Origin of the sequence: Methylobacterium sp. Leaf91 (assembly GCF_001422815.1) — a bacterium.
Lineage (GTDB): Bacteria > Pseudomonadota > Alphaproteobacteria > Rhizobiales > Beijerinckiaceae > Methylobacterium.
Window position 1 is genome coordinate 99,685 of sequence record NZ_LMMP01000007.1, and the last position, 21,382, is coordinate 121,066.

At 68.6% G+C, this 21,382-nt stretch carries 17 protein-coding genes; 12 read left to right on the top strand and 5 right to left on the bottom strand.

The features are described 5' to 3' along the window. Positions 1–57: 57 nt before the first annotated feature. Positions 58–630: a sugar O-acetyltransferase gene (locus ASF32_RS08190; RefSeq protein ID WP_056426169.1), complete on the top strand. Its 573-nt coding sequence runs from the start codon at positions 58–60 to the stop codon at positions 628–630. Positions 631–678: 48 nt separating this feature from the next. Next, a complete protein-coding gene (locus ASF32_RS08195; RefSeq protein WP_244477915.1) occupies positions 679–1,713 on the top strand; it encodes a hypothetical protein in 1,035 nt (344 codons plus the stop codon). Between the two features lie 57 nt (positions 1,714–1,770). Here the strand turns inward: ASF32_RS08195 and ASF32_RS08200 are convergent, their stop codons facing one another. Further along, entirely contained in the window at positions 1,771–2,115 is a 345-nt protein-coding gene (locus ASF32_RS08200) for a MerR family transcriptional regulator (protein WP_056426175.1), read from the bottom strand. A 77-nt stretch (positions 2,116–2,192) separates the two neighbouring features. On the opposite strand from ASF32_RS08200, the gene ASF32_RS08205 reads away from it, so the two are divergent. From ASF32_RS08205 to ASF32_RS08225, 5 genes are all read left to right on the top strand, one after another. Then, positions 2,193–3,005, top strand: coding sequence for an aminotransferase class IV family protein (locus tag ASF32_RS08205; protein WP_056426178.1), 813 nt, complete (start codon positions 2,193–2,195; stop codon positions 3,003–3,005). Between the two features lie 199 nt (positions 3,006–3,204). Further along, positions 3,205–4,215, top strand: a complete 1,011-nt coding sequence (nadA, locus tag ASF32_RS08210; protein ID WP_056426181.1) for a quinolinate synthase NadA — start codon at positions 3,205–3,207, stop codon at positions 4,213–4,215. Next, positions 4,212–5,753: an L-aspartate oxidase gene (locus ASF32_RS08215; RefSeq protein WP_056426184.1), complete on the top strand. Its 1,542-nt coding sequence runs from the start codon at positions 4,212–4,214 to the stop codon at positions 5,751–5,753. Before nadA ends, ASF32_RS08215 begins: the two co-directional genes overlap by 4 nt. Before the next feature lie 207 nt (positions 5,754–5,960). Continuing rightward, a complete protein-coding gene (gene nadC, locus ASF32_RS08220) occupies positions 5,961–6,821 on the top strand; it encodes a carboxylating nicotinate-nucleotide diphosphorylase (RefSeq protein ID WP_056426186.1) in 861 nt (286 codons plus the stop codon). 274 nt (positions 6,822–7,095) lie between these two features. Then, positions 7,096–7,767, top strand: a complete 672-nt coding sequence (locus ASF32_RS08225; RefSeq protein WP_056426189.1) for a L,D-transpeptidase — start codon at positions 7,096–7,098, stop codon at positions 7,765–7,767. 86 nt (positions 7,768–7,853) lie between these two features. Here the strand turns inward: ASF32_RS08225 and ASF32_RS08230 are convergent, their stop codons facing one another. Beyond that, a complete protein-coding gene (locus ASF32_RS08230) occupies positions 7,854–8,201 on the bottom strand; it encodes a DUF6460 domain-containing protein (RefSeq protein WP_056426192.1) in 348 nt (115 codons plus the stop codon). 252 nt (positions 8,202–8,453) lie between these two features. On the opposite strand from ASF32_RS08230, the gene ASF32_RS08235 reads away from it, so the two are divergent. From ASF32_RS08235 to pdeM, 3 genes are read left to right on the top strand one after another with little or no spacing between them, the layout of a single operon-like run. Further along, positions 8,454–9,416 carry an alpha/beta hydrolase gene (locus tag ASF32_RS08235; protein WP_056426195.1) on the top strand — a complete coding sequence of 321 codons (963 nt, stop codon included), beginning with the start codon at positions 8,454–8,456 and terminating at the stop codon, positions 9,414–9,416. A 6-nt stretch (positions 9,417–9,422) separates the two neighbouring features. Then, positions 9,423–12,047: a ligase-associated DNA damage response DEXH box helicase gene (locus ASF32_RS08240; protein WP_056426198.1), complete on the top strand. Its 2,625-nt coding sequence runs from the start codon at positions 9,423–9,425 to the stop codon at positions 12,045–12,047. A 43-nt stretch (positions 12,048–12,090) separates the two neighbouring features. Then, positions 12,091–12,804: a ligase-associated DNA damage response endonuclease PdeM gene (gene pdeM, locus ASF32_RS08245; protein WP_056426201.1), complete on the top strand. Its 714-nt coding sequence runs from the start codon at positions 12,091–12,093 to the stop codon at positions 12,802–12,804. A gap of 26 nt (positions 12,805–12,830) precedes the next feature. On the opposite strand, the gene ASF32_RS08250 is transcribed toward pdeM, so the two are convergent. Next, a complete protein-coding gene (locus ASF32_RS08250) occupies positions 12,831–13,130 on the bottom strand; it encodes a hypothetical protein (RefSeq protein ID WP_056426204.1) in 300 nt (99 codons plus the stop codon). A 544-nt stretch (positions 13,131–13,674) separates the two neighbouring features. Between ASF32_RS08250 and ASF32_RS08255 the strand changes: the two genes are divergently transcribed. Beyond that, complete coding sequence (locus tag ASF32_RS08255) at positions 13,675–15,141, top strand: FAD-dependent monooxygenase (protein ID WP_056426207.1); 1,467 nt, start codon at positions 13,675–13,677, stop codon at positions 15,139–15,141. A 4-nt stretch (positions 15,142–15,145) separates the two neighbouring features. On the opposite strand, the gene ASF32_RS08260 is transcribed toward ASF32_RS08255, so the two are convergent. Then, positions 15,146–15,583, bottom strand: a complete 438-nt coding sequence (locus tag ASF32_RS08260) for a DUF3429 domain-containing protein (RefSeq protein WP_056426211.1) — start codon at positions 15,581–15,583, stop codon at positions 15,146–15,148. Between the two features lie 250 nt (positions 15,584–15,833). Continuing rightward, on the bottom strand, positions 15,834–19,301 hold the full coding sequence (locus ASF32_RS08265) for a hypothetical protein (RefSeq protein ID WP_244483608.1): 3,468 nt from the start codon (positions 19,299–19,301) through the stop codon (positions 15,834–15,836). 284 nt (positions 19,302–19,585) lie between these two features. Between ASF32_RS08265 and ASF32_RS08270 the strand changes: the two genes are divergently transcribed. Then, positions 19,586–21,373, top strand: a complete 1,788-nt coding sequence (locus tag ASF32_RS08270; RefSeq protein ID WP_056426217.1) for an acyl-CoA dehydrogenase C-terminal domain-containing protein — start codon at positions 19,586–19,588, stop codon at positions 21,371–21,373. The last annotated feature ends 9 nt before the right edge of the window (positions 21,374–21,382 follow it).

A 21,382-nucleotide genomic window follows, 5' to 3' on the forward strand; every position in this document is an offset into this window, starting at 1 on the left:
CTTGCCGGCCCCGGCCCATCGGCCTACTCCCCGCCTCGACGAAGCACGGAGATTGGCATGACCACCGAAGCCGGGCGCACGCCGAAGCAGAAGATGATCGCGGGGGAACTCTACCACCCCGACGACGCGGAACTCGGTGCCGACCTGCGCGCCTGCCAGGTCTGGCTCGCGCGCTACAACGCCATGCTCGGCCGCCCCGCCGACGAGCGCCGGGTTCTGCTGCGCGAGACGTTGGCCAATGTCGGCGACGGGGCGGTGATCCGGCCGCCGTTCCATTGCGATTACGGCTTCAACATCAGCATCGGCGCCCACGTCTTCCTGAACTTCAACTGCGTCATCCTCGATTGCACCACGGTGACGATCGGCGAGCGGACACAGATCGGGCCGGGCGTCCAACTCCTCACGGCGGACCATCCCCGCGAGGCGGAGGCGCGCGAGGCCGGGCTGGAATTCGCACGCCCCATCGCCATCGGCCGCAATGTCTGGATCGGCGGCGGCGCGCTGATCCTGCCCGGCGTCACGGTGGGCGACCATGCGATCATCGGGGCCGGCGCCGTCGTCACCCGCGACGTGGCGCCCGGCGCGACAGTCGTCGGCAACCCGGCGCGCCCGGTGTCCACCAAGGCGTGAGGCGACGCGCGCATCCTTTCGCGCGTTGATTCCGGCAGGCAATCTGCCATGAGACCCATTCACGGACCGGGGGGCGGACAGGTGACGAGGGGGCAGGACGGATTTGCAGCGGAAGCGGCCGATGCGCTTCCCAATCCGTCGGCGGTCGGGCTCGTCGCCGTCATCGTCGCGGCGACGGATGGCGAGCCGCGCGCCCTCACCGTGAAGGTGCCGGGCCAGGCCGCGAGCCGCGAGACCGGATTGCCGTCCGGTCCCCTCGTGCCGGAGCACCCGACCCTGGAACGCGGTCTGCGCGCCTGGGTGGAGCGCCAGACCCAGCAGCGCCTCGGCTATGTGGAGCAGCTCTACACGTTCGGAGACCGCGACCGGCAGGGCGACGATTCGGGCGGCCTTCACTCTTTGTCCGTGGCCTATCTCGCTCTGGTCCGCGAGATGCGGTCGGCGGCGCTCGCCGAGGCGTCGTGGCACAATTGGTACGCGTTCCTTCCCTGGGAGGATTGGCGCGCGGGCCGGCCCGCGACCCTCGACGAGATCGAGGCCAAGCTCCTGGCCTGGGCGGCCGGGACATCCGATGCCAAGGTCAGGCGGCGGCGTGAGGACAGGCTCGGCCTCACCTTCGGCATCGGCGGCGGGGCCTGGAACGAGGAGCGCGTGCTCGAACGCTACGAACTCCTGTTCGAGGCCGGTCTGATCCCCGAAGCGCGGGGACAGGCCGGGGAAGCAAATGCTGCCGAATTCGCCACGACGGGCCGGCCCATGACGTTCGATCACCGCAGGGTGCTCGCCACGGCGATCGGACGCTTGCGTGGCAAGATCAAGTATCGCCCCGTGGTGTTCGAGCTGATGCCGCCGACCTTCACCCTGTTCCAGTTGCAGCGCACCGTGGAGGCCCTGTCGGGCGCCAATCTCCACAAGCAAAATTTCCGTCGACTCGTCGCCCAGCAGGGGCTGGTGGAGGAGACCGACGAAGTTACCAGCGGCGCGGCAGGGCGGCCCGCCCGGCTCGTCCGCTTCCGCCGTGAGGTGCTGTTGGAGCGCCCCGCGCCGGGGTTCCGGCTGACCCCTTCGCGACGGTCGCCCTGAGGCATCGCGTGCCGAGACACGTTTCGGCCCTGGCGACGCGGCAATCGCGGGTGGGGCCTACATTGCCGCCAGGATCGATTCCAGCATGGCGCGGCTCGTCTCGAGCGCCGCGATGCGCTCGTCCACCTCGCCGATGTGCCGGCGTAACGTTTGCCGAAGCTCGTCGCAGGGTTCGAATGCGCCGCGCCCGGCGAGCGCGCAGGGCAGGAACACGCGGATGACCGGCAAGGTCATTCCGGCCGCGCCGAGCGTCCTGATCCGCCGGACGGTTTCCTCGTCCAGCGGCGTGTAATCGCGATACCCGGAGGCGGTGCGCTCCGGCGCGAGCAGCCCCTCCCCTTCGTAATAGCGCAGCATGCGCACGCTGACGCCCGTGCGCTTCGATAGCGTCCCAATCCGCATTGGCCGTTGACCCTGACAGTGCTGTCACGGATTAAGGCTGCGGCTCTTCGATGGAAACCAGTCGAGAGCGCTTTCCCATGACAGACGTCTTCGCCACCCATGCCTGGATCGACGGGCGCATCGCCACCGCCTCCGACCTCGCCCCCCTCGCCTTCGCCGGGTTCGCGCATTTTACCGCCATGCAGGTCCGTGACCGGCGCGTGAGAGGGTTGGACCTTCATCTGGAGCGCCTTCTCGACGGGTCGCAGGCACTGTTCGGCTGCACCATTCCTGAGGAGCGCATACGAGACGCACTTCGGACCGCCATCGCGGGCGCCCCCGGCGACCTGTCGCTCACCGCGACAGTGTTCTCGCGCAACGGCGAGTTCCGCCTCGACTGCGCAGCGGAAATATTCTCGATTCTAGTTCGAACCTTTCCGCCGAGTGACGGCCCCGCCGGCCCGCTGAAACTGGCCCTCACGCCGCATGAGCGTTGGCGCCCGGAGGTCAAGCATGTGGGCGAATCGGCAAAGACCCATCTCCTGCGCGAGGCTGCCCGGATGGGCTTCGACGATGCCGCGTTCGTCGATCGTCAGGGGAGTATCGGCGAAGCGACGATCTGGAACCTGGCCTTCTGGGACGGAGTGTCGGTGACATGGCCGAAGGCCGACATCCTGGCCGGGGTCACGATGGGAATTGTCCGCCGTCGATTGACCGCCCTCGGTGTCCCCCAGCGCGAGGCGGTCGTAGCGGCGGACGGGCTCCACGAGTTTGCCGGAGCCGTCGCGATGAATTCCTGGACGCCGGCCGTCGCTATATCGTCCATCGGCACCGTCACCCTGCCGCGATCCGACGAACTCACCGCCCTGCTGCATCGTGCCTATCGGACCGAACCGGCACTCGACCTCTGAACGTCCTTGTCCCCTCACGCGATCAGGAACTATCGCGCTCGACCACGAGGGAAGGGACGGCGATGGCGGAGGATGACGTTTGCACAATATCGCAATGCAAAATGAATATGCTCAGGCTCAGCATATCTAGACAAGCGTATCTCACACGCCTACGTTAGTCGGCACAATGCTCAGATTGAGCATAATTGAGGACGCGACCATGGCGGCCACGAGTTTCCCGATCGACCGGGTTTCGACCCTGCCTCTGCCCGATATCTACGCCCGCGTGAGCCGGCATGTTCCGGCCATCGAATGGCCGGCCCTGGCCGATGACGTCGCGGCGATCCTGGAGCTGAAGAAGACACGCAACGCGGTGATCCTCGCTCACAACTACCAGGCGCCCGAGATCTTCCACACCGTGTCGGACATCGTCGGCGACAGCCTGGCGCTGGCCCGCGAGGCGATCAACGTGGATGCCGACGTGATCGTGCTGGCCGGCGTCCATTTCATGGCGGAGACGGCCAAGCTGCTCAATCCGGGCAAGACCGTCCTGATCCCCGACATGCGGGCCGGGTGCTCGCTCGCCGATTCGATCACCGCCGCCGACGTGCGGGGACTTCGCGAGAAGTATCCCGGCGTGCCGATCGTGACCTACGTCAACACCTCCGCCGCCGTGAAGGCGGAATCGGACGTGTGCTGCACCTCCGGCAACGCGGTGGACGTGGTGCGCTCGCTCAATGCGCCGCGCGTCCTGATGATTCCCGACGAGTTCCTGGCGCAGAACGTCCAGGTTCTGGTGCCCGAGGTCGAGATCCTCACCTGGGCCGGCCATTGCGAGGTCCACGAGCAGTTCACACCCGCCGATATCGACGAGGTGCGCGAGAGCTATCCCGGCGTCACCGTCATCGCCCATCCGGAATGCCCGCCCGACGTGGTGGCGGCATCGGACTTCTCGGGTTCGACCGCGATGATGATGAACTTCGTCACAGAGAAGCGGCCGCGTCAGGTGGTGCTCGTGACGGAATGCTCCATGGGCGACAACATCGCCGCCGCCAACCCGGACATCGAGTTCATCAAGCCCTGCAACATGTGTCCGCACATGAAGCGGATGTCGCTGCGGAACATCCGCCACGCCCTGGAGACCCTCACCCATGAGGTGACGGTGGAGCCGGAACTCGCCGAGCGCGCTCGCGCGGCGGTGGAGCGCATGCTCGCGGTGCGTCCGCGATGAACGCGCACTCCCCGTTCTCCTTCACCCTCCCCGGCTCGGACCGTGTGATCGTAGTCGGCGCCGGCGTCGCCGGTCTCGCCACGGCTTTGCGGCTCAGCCCCCGCCCGGTCACCCTCGTCACCGCTTCTCCCTTGGGAAGCGGCACGGCGACGGGCTGGGCGCAGGGCGGCATTGCCGCCGCCATGGCCGAGGACGATGCCGCCGCACTGCATGCGGCGGACACGGAAGCTGCCGGCGCCGGCCTCACCGACCCGGCCGTCGCGCTGCGGGTGGCGCAAGCCGGCCCCGGCCTGATCGACTGGCTCGTCGGCCTCGGCGCGCCCTTCGACCGGGATGCCGTCGGTGCCCTGGCGCTCGGCCTCGAAGCGGCGCATTCGCGCCGCCGCATCGTCCGGGCGGGCGGCGATTCCACCGGGCGGATGGTGCTCGACACGCTGCTGAAGGCCGTCGCGCTGACGCCCTCCATCGAGATCCTGGTCGCCAATGTCCGCGGCCTGCTGCAGGACGAGAGCGGCGCCGTCGCCGGCCTGATCTGCGAGCGCGACGGTGCCTCGGTGCGGCTCGAAGCGCGGTCGGTCGTGCTCGCCACCGGCGGGCTCGGCTCCCTCTACGCCTCCACCACCAACCCGTGCGGGGCGACCGGCCGAGGGCTGGCGCTGGCGGCGCGCGCCGGGGCGACCTTGCGCGACATGGAGTTCGTGCAGTTCCACCCCACCGCCATCTCGGTGGGACTGGACCCGATGCCGCTCGCCACCGAAGCCCTGCGCGGCGAGGGCGCGCGGTTGATCGACAGCGAGGGCGAACCGGTGATGGCCGGTATCGCCGGGGGCGATCTCGCTCCCCGCGACGTGGTCGCCCGGGCGATTTTCCAGGCGAGGCGGCGCGGCACCGAGGTCTTCCTCGATTGTCGCGGTGCCCTCGGCGCCCGCATGGCGACGCGGTTCCCCACCGTGGCCGGCCTCTGCACCGCCTCCGGCATCGACCCGCAGCGCCAGCCGATCCCCGTGCGCCCGGCGGCGCATTACCATATGGGCGGCATCAAGGTGGACGGCACCGGCGCCAGCACCGTGCCCGGCCTGTTCGCCTGCGGCGAAGTCGCCTCCACCGGACTGCACGGCGCGAACCGCCTCGCCAGCAATTCGCTCCTCGAGGCGATGGCCTTCGCCCCCTGGATCGCCGAGGCTGTTGCGTCCGTCCCCGCCCCCGGTCCGGCTTCGATCGCCGAGCCGTGCCGGCGCGACGACGCCGATCACGACGCGATCCGCCGGATCATGGAAGCCGATGTCGGGGTGGTGCGCGACGCCGAAGGCCTGACCGACGCTGTGCGCCGCCTGGCGCCGGCGGCGAGGCAGGGCTCCGACTCGGCCCTCACCGGATTGATGGTCGCGACCTCCGCCCTGTCCCGCCTGGAGAGCCGGGGCGCCCATTGGCGCAGCGACCACCCGGACCAGGCGCCGGCCCGGCACAGCGAAGTGACCCTGGCCGAGGTCTGGCGGATGGCGGAGACCGTCTCGGTCGATGCGGTCGCTCCGGTTTAGATCGGACGATCGGAATCGTCTTGGGATGATCCCACCCATCGACCTCATCCTGAAGTGCCCGCGCGAGCGGGCCTCGAAGGAGAGTTCCAGCTACCCCATGCGAGATGGAGGCCTCCTTCGAGGGCTCCGCTTCGCTCCGCCACCTCAGGACGAGGTCAGTGGGCGGATCGTCGGCCCCCTACCAGCGACCATCATACGAGCGAACCCATGAGCGATGCCCGTCTCGTCCCCCTCCCCCGTCTCCTCGTGGAGCCGATCGTCCGCGCGGCTTTGCTCGAAGATCTCGGCCGCGCCGGCGACATCACCACCGACGCGATCGTGCCCGCCGATGCCCGCCTCTCCGGCGTCATCGCGGCCCGGCAGGACGGGGTGATCTCCGGCGTCGATGCGGCCATCATCGCCTTCGCGCTGATCGACCCGGCCGTGTCGGTCATCGTCGAACGCCACGACGGCGCGCGGGTCTCCCCCGGCGACGTGGTGATCCGGCTCGACGGTCCGGCGCGCGCCATCCTCACCGCCGAGCGCGTGGCGCTGAATCTCCTGTGCCGCATGTCCGGCGTGGCCACCGCCACGGCAGGGCTCGTGGAGGCTGCGCGGCCGCACGGCAAGGCGCGGATCGTCTGCACCCGCAAGACCACGCCGGGCCTGCGTTCCCTGGAAAAACACGCGGTCCGGGCCGGGGGCGGCTCCAACCACCGCTATGGCCTCGACGATGCCGTGCTCATCAAGGACAACCACGTCGCCGTGGCCGGCGGGATCGTTCCCGCCATCGAACGGGCACGGGCCTATTCCGGGCATCTCGTGAAGATCGAGATCGAGGTCGACACCCTGGACCAGCTGGCCGAGGCCCTGTCGGTCCGCGCCGATGCGGTGCTCCTCGACAACATGTCCCCGGACCAGCTGCGTGAGGCCGTACGGATGATCGACGGGCGCGCCATTGCGGAGGCCTCGGGCCGCATCAACCGCGAGACGGTGGGGGCCATCGCCGCCTCCGGCGTCGACCTGATCTCCAGCGGCTGGATCACGCATAGCGCACCGATCATCGACCTCGGCCTCGACGCGGTCTGATCTGGCGTATTCGGACGTCCGACGCGGGTCCGGTTCCGCCGCGTCGGATATTGTTCCCGGCTGACAGGGTCCCCTAATAATAATCCCTGCGAATACGGCTAAGCCGCCACACTGTGGCCACGGAGTCACGACCCCGCCACAACCATCGCTTCATCGCGAATTCAGCTTGGCTTTGGGGCGGCAGCGTTTACGTCTTGGCGATCGGAAAACGGTATCCTGCGTTGCGTTACCGACCGTGTTTCCCCAACGTTTCGCCTGCCTTCGAGAGGCTTTGATGCGCCGTATCGCCCCCGCCCTGTCCGGGCTCGTCTGCATGGTTGGTGTCTGGGCCTCGCCCGCCGCCGCCTATGAGATCGACCCGCTTACCCGTCAGCCCCTGGACAACGCGCTGGTGCTGCGCGTGCGTCCGCAGGCGGAGCCTGCCCCGGCCGTCGTGGCGGTGCCCACCGCCAACGCCTCGCTCAACCCGGCCGACCCGATGGCCTCGGCCGTGCCGCAGATGTCGGCGATCCAGCGCGAGCAGGTCGCCTTCGGCGGCAATTACGCTCCCGGCACCATCGTGGTCTCCACGGCCGAGCGCCGGTTGTACTACGTGCTCGGCGGCGGTCAGGCCCTGCGCTACGGCGTCGGCGTCGGTCGTCCCGGCTTCACCTGGGGCGGCACCCAGACCATCACGATGAAGCGGGAATGGCCCGATTGGCGTCCCCCGGCCGAAATGCTGCGCCGTCGTCCCGACCTGCCGCGCTTCATGAAGGGCGGCATCGAGAACCCGCTCGGCGCCCGCGCCATGTATCTCGGCGGCTCGATCTACCGCATCCACGGCTCCAACGAGCCGGAAACGATCGGCACCGCCGTCTCGTCGGGCTGCATCCGCATGACCAACGACGACGTGGCCGATCTCTACACCCGCGCCAAGGTCGGCGCGAAGGTCATCGTTCAGCGCTGATCGTCTTCGACACGCTTCGAACTGAAAAAGGCCGGCGGAAACGCCGGCCTTTTTCATGTCCTTCGGTAGAGTGCGTTCCGGCCTGGCTATTTCGACACCGAAAGGAACCGCGACAGCAGCCAAAGCGGCACCACCACCACGGCACCGGCGAGGATCCAGCGGCCGAAATCATGGAAGGTCTCGAATCCGAGATCGATGAGCGCGCGGCCCGCGTCGTAGATGTGCCAGAACAGCAGGCCGGGCGTGACACCCACCATCGCCATGATGGCGCCGACGAGAATGGACAGGAACAGCAGCTTCACCAGCACGGCCATGGGCGAGCCGCCGAGGAAGCGGCGCAGGGCCGAACGCGGTTCTCCATCGGAATAGCCACTGCCGACCGGGGGACGGCCCTGGTACGGTCCCTGTCGGCGGGGGTCGTTGTCGACGATCATGCTGTCATCCTCTGGCCGTGGTCCGACGGCCGAACTCTCTCGGACATATGGGGCCTCATCGGCTTCTCTGAAGCCGGCGAACCCGGCGGAAGCGTGACCGATGCGACACACCCGAACGAAACCGTCTGTCCATTGGGGCGTTAGGCCGTCTCGTGCCGGCAAGGCGACTGGCATCGGTGCGGGCTTCGCCCACATTCGACCCTCCCGCCCGAACGCTGCTTCGGCCCCACACTGGATGAGACGAACCGTTCCATGATCGACCACGCCCTCTTCGACCCGGCGACGATCGATCCGGAGACCCACCGCCTGAACGCCGAGATCATCGCGGCCCATGCGGCTCAGGCCGATCCCTGGTCGATTCCCCTTTCCGAAGTGCGCGCGCGCCGCCGGCAGGGAACCCAGGCCTCTCCGGCGATGCCGCGCAGCGCGCGCGCCGAGACGGTGGTCATCGACGGCCCGGGCGGCCCGCTCTCTCTGAGGGTCATCCGGCCCGACGCGAAGAAGTGGCAGAAGCTCCGCGGAGCCTACCTCCACATCCACCGGGGTGGCTGGGTCTGGGGCGCGGCCGACGAGCAGGATCCGTGGCTGGAGCGGATCGCCGATACCTGCGGCTTCGTCTGTCTGTCGGTGGAATATCGCCTTGCCCCCGAACATCCCTATCCGGCGGCTTTGGAGGATTGCGAGGCGGCGGCCCTCTGGCTCGCAGGCCCCGGCAAGGCCGAATTCGGCATCTCGGCCCTCACCATCGGCGGTGAATCGGCCGGCGCACATCTCGCCGTCATGACCCTGCTGCGCCTGCGCGACCGGCACAACCTGCCCCGCGCCTTCCGCGGCGCCAACCTCAATGCCGGCTTCTTCGACCTCGGTTTGACCCCCAGCGTCCGCAACTGGGGCGACACCCGCCTCGTGGTGAACACCAAGGACCTCACCACCTTCGCCAACGATTACGTCCGCGACGGCATCGACCGGCGCCGGCCCGACGTGTCGCCGCTCTATGCCGATCTGAAGGGCCTGCCGCCCGCCCTGTTCTCGGTGGGCACGCACGATCCGCTGCTCGACGACACGCTCTACATGTCGTCCCGCTGGGCGGCGGCCGGCAATGGCGGCCATACCGCGATCTATCCCGGCGGCTGCCACATCTTCGTGCGCTATCCCGGTGCGATGACCGGGCGCGCCCTCGAACTGATCGACCGGTTCCTAATGGCTCTGGCTTGACGATCCTTGCCTGAGGGCCGGCTTCCCGCGCCGTTCGAGGCCTGGTTCGCCTCGCGCGGCTGGGCGCCCCGTCCGCATCAGCTTGAGCTCCTCGGCATCGTCGGCGAAGGGCGCTCGGCCCTGCTGGTGGCGCCGACAGGGGCCGGCAAGACGCTGGCGGGGTTCCTTCCGAGCCTCGTCGCCCTGTCCAAGCGGGCGCCATCGCGAAAAGCGCGGGGGCTCCACACCCTCTACATTTCGCCGCTGAAAGCCCTTGCGGTAGACATCGCCCGCAACCTCGAAGCGCCCATCGCCGAGATGGGCCTGCCGATCCGGGTCGAGACCCGCACCGGCGACACGCCCTCCCACAAGCGCACGCGCCAGATCGAGCGCCCGCCCGACATCCTGCTGACGACGCCTGAGCAGCTCGCTTTGCTCATCGCCCATCGCGAGGCGTCCGAGCTGTTCGCCACCCTCTCCTGCGTGGTGCTCGACGAGTTGCACGCCCTCGTCACCTCGAAGCGGGGCGACCTGCTGTCGCTCGGGCTGGCGCGGCTGCACCGCCTCAGCCCAAAACTCACCGCCATCGGCCTCTCCGCCACCGTGCGCGAGCCGGACGATCTGAGGCGGTATCTGGTGCCGCAGGGCTCGATGACCCTCCCCCCTCTGCGGGGGAGGGTGCCTGCGGAGCAGGCGGGAGAGGGGGCGACCTCTCAGGAACCGGCGCTCCCCTCTCCCGACCCGCTTCGCGGGCCACCCTCCCCCGCAGAGGGGGGAGGGTTCGGTGATGCCATGGCCGACCTCGTCGTCGTGAAGGGCGGGGCAGCACCTGACCTCCACCTGCTCGATACCGGCCTGACCCTGCCGCTCGCCGGCCACACCGCCAGTCAGGCGATGCCGGCCATCTACGACCTGATCCAGGCGCACCGGACGGTGCTGGTCTTCGTCAATACCCGGCTCCAGGCCGAGTACACCTTCCAGGAACTCTGGCGCATCAACGAGGCGTCGCTGCCCATCGCGCTCCATCACGGCTCCCTCGATGCCAGCCAGCGGCGGCGGGTGGAGGCGGCCATGGCGGCGGGGCAATTGCGGGCCATCGTCTGCACCGCGACCCTCGATCTCGGCATCGATTGGGGGGATGTCGACCTCGTCGTGAATATCGGCGCGCCCAAGGGGGCCAGTCGGATCATGCAGCGGATCGGGCGCGCCAATCACCGGATGGACGAGCCGTCGAAGGCCTATCTCGTCCCCGGCAACCGCTTCGAGATCCTCGAATGCCAGGCCGCCCTCGACGCGGTGGAGGAAGCCGCACAGGACACGCCGGATGCCCGGCTCGGCGCGCCGGACGTTCTGGCCCAGCATGTCCTCGGCATGGCCTGCGCCGATGCGTTCGATCCTCTGCAGCTCTACGAGGAGATCGTCTCGGCCGCGCCCTTCGCGACGTTGTCCTGGGAGGATTTCGAGGCCGTCGTCGATTACGTGGCGACGGGGGGCTACGCGCTGCGGGCCTATGAGCGGTTCGCGAAGATCCTGCGCGGGCCGGACGGGCTGTGGCGGGTGCGCGATGCGCGGATCGCCCAGCAATACCGCATGAATGTCGGCACCATCGTCGAATCCGCCAAGGTGAAGGTGCGCCTCGCGCGCGGCGTCCGAGGTAAACCGGGCGCCATCCTGCCCAAGGGTGGGCGCGTTCTCGGCGAGATCGAAGAGGATTTCGCCGATACCCTGACGCCGGGCGACACCTTCCTCTTCGCCGGGGAAGTGCTGCGCTTCGAGGGCCTGTCCGAGGACGAGGCCCTGGCGAGCAAGGCCGGGCCGGGCACCGACCCGGCGATCCCGTCCTATGCGGGAGCGAAGTTTCCGCTCTCGACCTTCCTCGCCGCCCGCGTGCGCGCCCTCATCGCCGACCCGTTCGAATGGGACAGGCTGCCGAAACAGGTGGCGGACTACCTCGTCCAGCAGCGCAGCCGCTCGATCCTGCCGGGGCCCGACGGCCTCCTCGTGGAGACGTTCCCACGGGCGAAGCGCCATTACCTCACGGCCTTCCCGTTCGAGGGACGACTGGCTCACCAGACCCTCGGCATGCTGCTCACCCGCCGCCTGGAGCGGGCGGGTTTGCGTCCCCTTGGTTTTGCCGCCAACGATTACGGCATCGCCATCTGGATGACCCGCGACGTGAGCGAGGCCATCGCCCGCGAGCCCGGCTTCCTCGGCGCCTTGTTCGCCGAGGACATGCTCGGTGACGATCTCGAAGCCTGGCTCGACGAATCCTCGATGATGAAGCGCACGTTTCGCCAATGCGCCGTGATCGCCGGGCTGATCGAGCGGCGCTATCCGGGCCAGAAGAAGACCGGGCGGCAGGTCACCATGTCCACCGATCTCGTCTACGACGTGCTGCGCAAGCACCAGCCCGACCACCTGCTCCTGCGCGCCGCGCGGCAGGATGCGGCAACCGGACTCCTCGACGTGGCCCGCCTCGGCATGATGTTGAGGCGCATCCAGGGGCGAATCACCCACAAGGCGCTGGACCGCGTCTCGCCGCTCTCCGTGTCCGTCATGCTCGAAATCGGGCGCGAGAAGGTCTACGGCGAAGGCGCGGACGAGATCCTGGCGGAGGCCGAGGCGCAGCTTCTCGAAGAAGCGCTCGGGTGACGATTCGGTGACGCGCCCCTTCCCCGGATTAGAGGATGCGATCTTGGCGCTCGGCCAGAAACTCGAACGGACCATCAAGACCCCCGGCCTGACGCTGGCCGGCGAAGCGCTCACCCTCGACCTCTGCGGCGGGTTGTGGCTCGCCGCGCACCGGACCCTGATCGTCTCCGACCTGCATCTAGAGAAGGGCTCGGCCTTTGCCGCGCGCTCGGGCCAGTTCCTGCCGCCCTACGATACCCGCGAGACCCTGGCCTGCCTGCACGAAGCGGTGGTCCGCTTCGACCCGGCCTGCGTCGTGGCTTTGGGCGATTCCTTCCACGATGCGCGCGGCCCCGAGCGGATGGAGCCCGGCGACCGGGCCATGATCGCCGCCCTGCAGGAAGGCCGGGACTGGGTCTGGATCGCCGGCAACCACGACCATGCCGTCTCGGAAGGCGTCGGCGGGCGCTATGCCGAGACGATGGCGCTCGGTGGACTGACCCTGCGGCACGAGCCGCTGCCGGATGCGCCGGAGGGCGAGATCGCCGGGCATCTGCATCCCTGCGGCAAGGTCGCCATGCGCGGCCGCGCGGTTCGGCGCCGCTGCTTCGTCACCGACGGTAAGCGCTTGGTGATGCCGGCTTTCGGTGCCTATGCGGGCGGCCTCAACGTGCGCAACCCGGCCTTCGATCCGCTGTTTCCTGCCGGCTTCACCGCGCATCTCCTGGGAGACGGCCGGGTCTTCGCCATCGGCAAGGCGATGCTGGCGCGGGACTGAGCGCCACCCGGCCGCGTGCCGTCTCTTCAGGCCTTGATGTCGGCGAAGGCTCCGACGACTTTCTCCCGGCCTTGCTTCACCAGTTCCTCGATCTTTTCCTTGATCGCCTGGTTGATCTTTTCGAGCTCCTTCTGCGGCATCCCGGCCAACGCTTCCTCCGTGAGGCCCATCTTCTTGAGGATCTCTTCGCGGATTTTCTCGGCGGGCGTCATCTTGGCATATTTCAGGAAGTCGTCCTTCGCCGACGCCTCCGTCGATCCTGACGGCGTCGTGCGGACGGGGTAGCTCGCTCCCGGGGCGGATATTCCGTTGAGACCGATGGACATGGCGGCACGACTTTCCCAGTGACACACGCCTGCATTGCAAAAACGCCGCCGTTGGTCGCAACGGAAAAAATCGTGTTATGTCAAATATTTATAGGAACGCCATCGCCGCTGGGGCGTCCCGCGCGGCAAATCCTGCCCGGCCATCGCTACCGAGCGACGATGGCGGCATGGGGGCACTCTCCGATTTAAGGGCATCGTTGATGGGGTTCATGGGTCGACGATCCGGGGAGTATGGACCATCCCAACCAACCTCCTCATCCTGAGGCGCCGCAGCGCAGCGGAGGCCTCGAAGGATGAGGTCGCGTTTCGGTCAGGTGAGGAGGCGGCCGAGGGCGAACGAGACGATCAGGCCCGCATGCAGGGAGACCAGTCCGCAACCGATCGGAGGCCACCACGCGGTCGTCTTGGACTCCATCGCTACCCCCGGCCCGGAATGGTGGTCGCCCCATACCCTCCTGGCAGGGAGGTCTGTCTCTACCGAGGGTGATCGAATCTCCGATACAGTGGCTTCGAATGCGAATCGCAGCGGAGCCAGGGCACGGTCATGCTTCAAGCGCTCATCGTCGGGGCCGGCCCGGTCGGCCTCACCCTCGCCGCCGAACTCGCCCGATACGGCATCGGCATCCGCCTGATCGACAAGAGCCCGCAGCCGACGCAGACCTCGAAGGCGCTCGTGGTCTGGCCGCGCACCCTCGAACTCATGGACCGGATGGGCTGCAGGCAAGCCTTCCTCGATGCCGGTCTGCGCGTCCATGGAGCGGCCCTGCGCAGCGCCGGCAGCATCCTCGGCCATATCCGGTTCGACGCCGTCGCCAGCAGCTACAACTTCGCCCTCATGATCCCGCAGCGGGAGACCGAGCGCCTGCTGATCGAGCATCTCGCCACGTTCGGCGTCGCGGTGGAGCGCGAGGTGGAACTCGTGAGCTTCGTGACGGATGACGAGCATGTCGAGGCGACGCTGCGCCACGCGGACGGTGCCGAGGAGACCATTTCGGCATCCTGGCTCATCGGCTGCGACGGCGCGCACAGCACCGTGCGGCACGGGCTCGATCTCGCCTTCGCGGGCGAGGCGCAGGGGGACGACTGGCTCCTCGCCGATATCCGCGTGGAGGGCGACGGTGCACCGCCCGGCGATGAGATCGCGACCTATCTCCACCGGGATGGGCCGCTCGTGGTCTTCCCGATCCCCGGCGGCCGCGCGCGGGTGATCGCGCAGGTCGGCAAGACCGATCCGGCGCATCCGCGCCCGGACCCGACCCTCGGCGACGTACAGGCCCTGGTGGACCAGCGCGCGGGCGGCTTTCGTGTCGTCGATCCAGTCTGGCTCACGCATTTCCGCATCAACGAGCGCAAGGTCTCGCAATATTTGCAGGGGCGCGCGGTCCTGGCCGGCGACGCGGCGCATATCCATAGCCCCGCCGGTGGCCAGGGCATGAATACCGGCATGCAGGACGCCATCAACCTCGCCTGGAAACTGGCGATGGTGGAGCGGGGGCAAGCCGCGCCCTCGCTCCTCGACAGCTACAGCCCCGAGCGGAGCGCCGTCGGCGACATGGTGCTGCGCAATGCCGCCCGCCTGACCGACATGGCGACCCTGTCGAACCCCGTGGCGCAGGGATTCCGCAACCTCGCGCTCCGGTTCATGCTCGGCTTCCACGCCGTGCAGGACAAGATGGCGGCGACAATGAGCGAGGTGGAGATCGCCTATACCGACAGCCCGCTCTCTCACGGCCCCGAGGCGGGAATGCGCTGGGCGCCGGAGCACGATGACGGAAAGCCCCCCGGCTCCGGCCCGGTGCCGCTCTTCGTCCTCTACGCGGCGGATGCGGTACGGGGAGCGAGCTTCGCGGCGCGGTATCCCGCCCTGCTCGAACCGACGCCGCGACGCCCGCCCGAAGGCGACCGGCTGATCCTCGTCCGGCCCGACGGCTATGTGGGCTTTTCCGGCATCGGCGAGACTTGGGAGGAGGCGGAGCGCTACCTCTCGCGGCTCGGCCCCGACCGGCCCTGAAAGCTCAGGCCGCGATCAGTAGCGCGCAGCCGGCCACGACCGACAGGATGAGCCGCAGACGTCCGAGCCAGGTCGGCACGAGGCCACGCCGGACGAGGTCGAGATCGACGAAGCCCCAGCCGAGGACGAGCAGGCCGAGCACGCGCAGGTCCCACGGCATGGGGAAGGCCAGGGCCGCCCAGGCGATGAGGGAGGGCAGGATGGCGATGACGTAGTCGCGCCCGCCCGCTCCGCCCGACGCGGCCGCACCCCAGCGGATGCCGCCGAGGAACGATGCGATCACCGCGCCATAGGTCGAGAGGATGGTGCGTGGGGCCAGCCCGACATTGCCGAGGCCACCATCGCTGCCGCTGAGGGAAAGAGCTGCGAACCCCAGAAAGGGAATGAGGCCGGCGACGCCAAGAACGAGGGCTGATGTCGGTATGGGCGTCACACGCGCCATCGAATCTTCGGCTCCATTGGTCCGTGATCCCGCGATCGTCCGCGATCCGCGGCCAGGATCTCACCGCCGTGACTATACACGGTTCTCGCCGCGCGAAACGCCCCGCCGATCCAGAGCCGCCGACGGATCGAGTCGCGTCCGGGTTCAGGTAAAGCTCTGAACAGGAACGTCGATTCGACTTCGCTCCGCCCGCGTCGACGCTACGCGCGTCGCTATCACGCGCAGTCCATGTCCGCGTGCGACCGGTGTGTCACGCACCCGTGGTACGGCGAGGCGCGGTCGGAGCCGGTGTGGCGGGGGGCGGTGCACCGATCAGGCTCATCGACCCATCCACGCCGGCGCCGGTGGGCGCGGGAGGCTCGTTGACGGCCGCCACCGATGCCTTCGGTTTGAAGGCGGTGCTGAGCTTCTGCGCCACCACCAGATCCTTCGGCGCCAGCTTGGCGGCGACATCGTCGCGCTTCCGGCCCGCATCGTCGTCGCCCTGGGCCGCAGCGGCGGAGAACCAGAGGTAGGATTGGACGAGATCCTGCTGCAACCCAAGGCCCCGCGCGTAGAGGACGGCGAGGTTGTACTGGCTGTCGCGCATGCCGTACTCGGCGCCGCGCCGGAACCATTGCGAAGCCGTGGTGTAATCCGGCTTGCCGTTCGCCGACGGATTCTCGGCGTAGACCACGGCAAGGTTATGCATCGAGCGGGCATGGCCCTGTTCCGCCGCGCGGGCGTACCAGAGCTTGGCCTGGGCGAGGTCGCGCACCACGCCCGAGCCCTTCTCGTAGAGGCCGCCGAGCTTGTACTGCGCCGGGGCGTAGCCGACTTCGGCCAGAGCCTCGAACAGCTTTGCCGCCACCGCGAAGTCGCGGGGCATGCCCCGGCCTTCGAGGGCGCGGGCGGCGAGATCGTAGACGGAGGCTCCATCGCCTTCGAGGGCGGCCTTGCGAAGCTGCGCGAGCCCCGTCGGCACCGCCCCGAGATCGCCCGCCAGATTACCGAGGGCAGCGACCTTCGGCACCGGACGCTGGGCCGGCTGGCTCGAGGATTCGGTCAGGGTCGGGACGGCCTTGGACGAGGCCGGCTCGGAGATCGACTGGGTGGTTTCCGGGTCCGGCCGCGCAGGCGTATCCGCGGCGACCCTGGCCGTGTCGGTGGGAGATGGGTCAGCCTTCGATGCGTCAGCCTTCGATGCGTCAGCCTTGGCCGTGTCGGCATTGGCCGAATCGGTTTTGGCCGCGCTGTCCGAGGGCTGGCCTGGGGCGGCCTGCGCTTCGGCGATTTGGGCCGCCGACACATCCGTCGCGGTGCGGCGGGAGTTGATGGCCTGCAATGCACCGAGCGCGAGGACGATGGCGGCGAGGCCGAGGAGGAGCGGCTTGCGGCGCTTGTCGAATTCGGCGCGCAGACGCGCAACGCGCCCGGGGGTCGAGGTTTCCAGGGCGTCGTCGGAGGCACCGCGACGCTGCATCTCGGGCGAGCGGGCGGCGATCGCGGCCTCGTTCTGCGCGGCCTGCGCCGCACGCCGCGCGGCGGCGATGAAGCTCGTCTTGATGTCGCTCTCGGTCGGCTTGATCGCGTCCGAACCGCTCTCCGCGGACCGGTCGGGGCTGGGACGGCGGGCGCCGGGCTCCAGCGGCTCGTCCGTGACGCGACCGAGCTCGAAGGATTGCGCCGTCGGGCTCACCCGCAAGGGTTCGGCCCGCCGGATCATGGCGCCCGCCTGCATCGGGGCCCGCTCGTCCACGCGGCCGGTGGCGATTCCGAGCCGCTCGGCGAGGTCGTGAGACGAGGTGGAGCGGCTGGCGGCGAGCGGGCCGGCCTCGGCCAGGACGCCCAGCTGGCCCACGAGCCTGTCCAGGGTGGAATGGACGCCGTCGAGCGTCGCCTGCATCCGCTGCTCGGAGGCCGTCTGCTGGGCGCGCAGATCCGCCAGGCTGGCCCGGAGCATCCCGAGTTCGCCCGTCTCGCCGGTGGTCCCGATGCTCTCGGCCACGGCATTGCGTGCGGCGCGCTCTACTGCGGCCTCGATCGGAACCTCTTCGCGCAAAGCCGAGACCTGGCCGAGCAGGTCGGACATCGTCCGCTCGAGGCCGGCGATCGCGGGGTCCGCGTCGCGTGTGTCGATGCGGCTGGCCAGCGCCAGAACCTGCTTCTCCAGCACGTCGAGACCTTCGGCGCGGGGTCCGGCGGGGCCTCCCACCCGGTCGAGCTTGTCGGCGAGGTCGTGCAGCATGCCGTGGATCGAGGCGAGGTCGCCGCCGGGAATCACCGGCCGGCGCAGGGTCTCGCCGAGATCCTCGAGGCGGCCGATCAGGTCGCCGACCGGATTGACGCTGACCCGCTCGACCTTGTCGGCGAGGGCGTCGATCCGCACGATGATCTCGTCCGAATGGCTGCCGCCGCCGACGGAGCCGCCTTCGCGCAGCGCGTCGAGCTTGGCGCCCATCGCCTGGATCTGCTCCTCGATCCCACCCGAAGGCGGGGTCCGCAGGCCGAGGCGGATCTCTTCGAGCAACGGCCGCAGCTCGGCCATGTTGGCTCCGTCACCGCCGACGCCGCCCTGCAATTCTGTGATCTGGGCGCTGATCGCCTGGAGCCCCTGGGCGAGGCTCTGGATCCGCTCCGGCCCGGCGAGCGAGCCGATCAGGCGGCGGATTTCGTCCAGTTCGCGGAACAGGTTACCGAGTTCGTCACGGTCGGCGAAGCCCGGCGCGCTGCTGCTGAGCGCCCCGTCCACCTTCGCCGCGAGGCGCTCGACGTCGCTGGCGACGCGGGCATGGACGTTCTCCGCCACATCGTCGGCGAGACGGGCGACCTGAACGCGGATCAGTTCGATGGGGGCCGCGATGGCGGCGAGATCGGAGGGCTCCTGCGCGCGCTGGACCCCGGTGACGAGGGAGTGCATCGCCTGTTCGAGGGCACCGACGTCGCGGCCCGTGGCGAGGCCGGTGATCGATTCGCGAAGACGGCTCGTCTCGGCCTGCAATTCGGAGAGCGCCGGCGACGGCGCCCGTGTCGCCGAGGCGGCAGGCTTCTGCTCGGCAGTGGCCGAGTCGGAATCGAGTTCGCGCTGACGCTGGCGGATTTCCGCCACCGCGTCGCGCAGCTCCACCTCGACAGGGCGGCCGCGCCGGCCGATGGGGCGCGGCGAGGCCAGTTGCTCGCCGAGTTCGACCATGCGGCGCTCGATCTGCGCCAGACGCTCGGCCATCTGTGCCGCCGGGGACAGGCCGGCATCCAGCACCGTGCTGATCCTGGCTTCGATCTCCTCGATCGTCCGCGTCGCCGTCTCCTGCGAGATCTGGTGATCCTGGGCGATCTTATGATCGATCTGGTCGAGACGCCGCATCATCTCGGCGATGGAGGTGGTGAAGGGCGCGATCGGGTCCGGTGCAGGAGCCGAGACGACGGGGGCCGAGACGACGTCAGCGCCGTCGGTGACGACGGCCTCCGCGGCGTCGACGGGTGCGGGATCGGCCTCGGCGGATTCGAGATTGGCCTCGACGGGTGACGGCGCGCTGCTCGAAACGTCGACGAGCGGGCGGGTCTGATGCTGCATCGACGAGGTCAAGCGGCGGCGGCGTGCCTTGGGCTTCTGGTCCGGCGTGACGATCGACGCGATCCAGGTCTCCACCGGCACCCCTGCGCGACGCGCCACATCGCGGGCGGCATCGAGGATTTCCGGGTCGAACTCTTCCAGGTTGAGCGTCGCGTTGCGTTTCATCGTCAAACCCGGGGCAGCGAGGTCCGTGACCCAATCCGGTTTGTCAGTGTGCAACGCAGAGGTGTCGCAGCGGCAGCGAAACGGATCGATTGCCGCTGACATTTCGCACTCTTGGTAAACAGGCGGTTAAGCCCTGTGCCAAACTGGCCTTATGTTATCGTCGACGCCTCGCTGAGGGTGCCCCTTTCCCTTCGCACGGCGATAGTTTATATATGAACTATCAAGCGTGCCGGGGCTGAGAGGCCGAATCGGGCATGCGATCAAGCGGGTGGAGGACAGACGAGATGCCGAGTTATCGTGCACCGGTCGAGAACGTGCAGTTTCTCCTCAACGACGTCTTCGCCTTCCATGGACGCAACAACCTGCGCGGTTTCGCGGATGCGTCGCCCGACCTGATCCAGGCGGTTCTGGTCGAGGGCGCCAAGCTTGCCGAGGGCGTGCTCACCCCCCTCAATGCCGTGGGTGACCGGCAGGGCTGTACCCGCCAGGCGGATGGCAGCGTCTCCACGCCGGACGGGTTCAAGGCCGGCTACGACGCCTATGCCGAGGGTGGCTGGATGGGCATCTCCGTGCCGGAGGAATATGGGGGCCAGGGCCTGCCGCACACGATCAACACCGCGATCTCCGAATTCACCTCTTCGGCCAATCTGGCATTGGCCATGTATCCGGGCCTGACGCAGGGCGCGATGGCGGCCCTCCTCGTCCACGGCTCGGAGGAGCAGAAGGCGACTTATCTGCCCAAGATGGTGGAAGGCGCCTGGACCGGTACGATGAACCTCACCGAGCCCCATTGCGGCACGGATCTCGGGCTCCTCAAGACCAAGGCGCTGCCGAACGGCGACGGTTCCTACAGCCTCACGGGCACCAAGATCTTCATCTCGGCCGGCGAGCACGACCTGTCCGAGAACATCGTCCATCTCGTCATCGCCCGGATCGAGGGTGCGCCGGCCGGCACCAAGGGTATCTCGCTGTTCGTGGTGCCGAAGTTCCTCGTCAACGAGGATGGATCGGTGGGCGAGCGGAACGGCGTCTCCTGTGGCTCCCTCGAGCACAAGATGGGCATCCACGGCAATTCCACCTGCGTCATGAACTATGACGGCGCGAAGGGCTGGCTCGTCGGCCAGGAGAATCGCGGTCTCAATGCGATGTTCGTGATGATGAACGAAGCGCGCCTCGCGGTGGGCGTCCAGGGTCTCGCCCAGTCGGAGGTCGCCTACCAGAACGCGGTGGCTTACGCGAAGGACCGGCTCCAGGGCCGCGCCCTCACCGGCGCCAAGGCCCCGGACAAGGTGGCCGACCCCATCATCGTCCACCCCGACGTGCGCCGGACCCTCATGGGAATTCGCGCCTTCAACGAAGCCGCCCGCGCGCTGGTGCTGTGGACCGCGCTTCAGGCGGATATCGGCCATCGCTCCGACGACGCGGCCGAGCGCCAGAAGGCCGAGGACCATATGGGCCTGATGACCCCGGTGGTGAAAGGCGTGCTCACGGACAAGGGGTTCGACAACGCGGTGGCGGCCCAGCAGCTCTTCGGCGGGCACGGCTACATCGAGGAATGGGGCATGTCGCAATTCGTGCGCGATGCCCGCATCGCCATGATCTACGAGGGCGCCAACGGCATTCAGGCCATGGACCTCATCGGCCGCAAGCTACCCAAGGATGGCGGCCGGGCGATGATGAGCTTCCTCGCCGAGGTCCAGACCTTCATCAAGGACCATGACGAGGAGGCCGAGATGAAGCCGTTCACCGGCCCGCTCCAGGCCGGGCTGAACGACCTCCAGGGCGCCACCATGTGGTTCATGCAGAACGCCTTCTCCAAGCCCGACAATGCCGGGGCCGGCGCCACCGACTACATGCACCTCCTCGGCCTCGTCGCCATGGGCTACATGTGGGCCCGGATCGCCAAGGCGGCGCTGGCGCGCATCGCGCAAGGCCCGTCGCCGGAAATGGACGACAAGCTCGTCATCGGCCGGTTCTACATGGAGCGGACGCTTCCCGAGACCGCGACCCGCCTCGTGCGGATCAAGGCCGGGGCCGACACGACCATGGCGTTGAGCGCCGAGGCGTTTTAGAGCGGACGA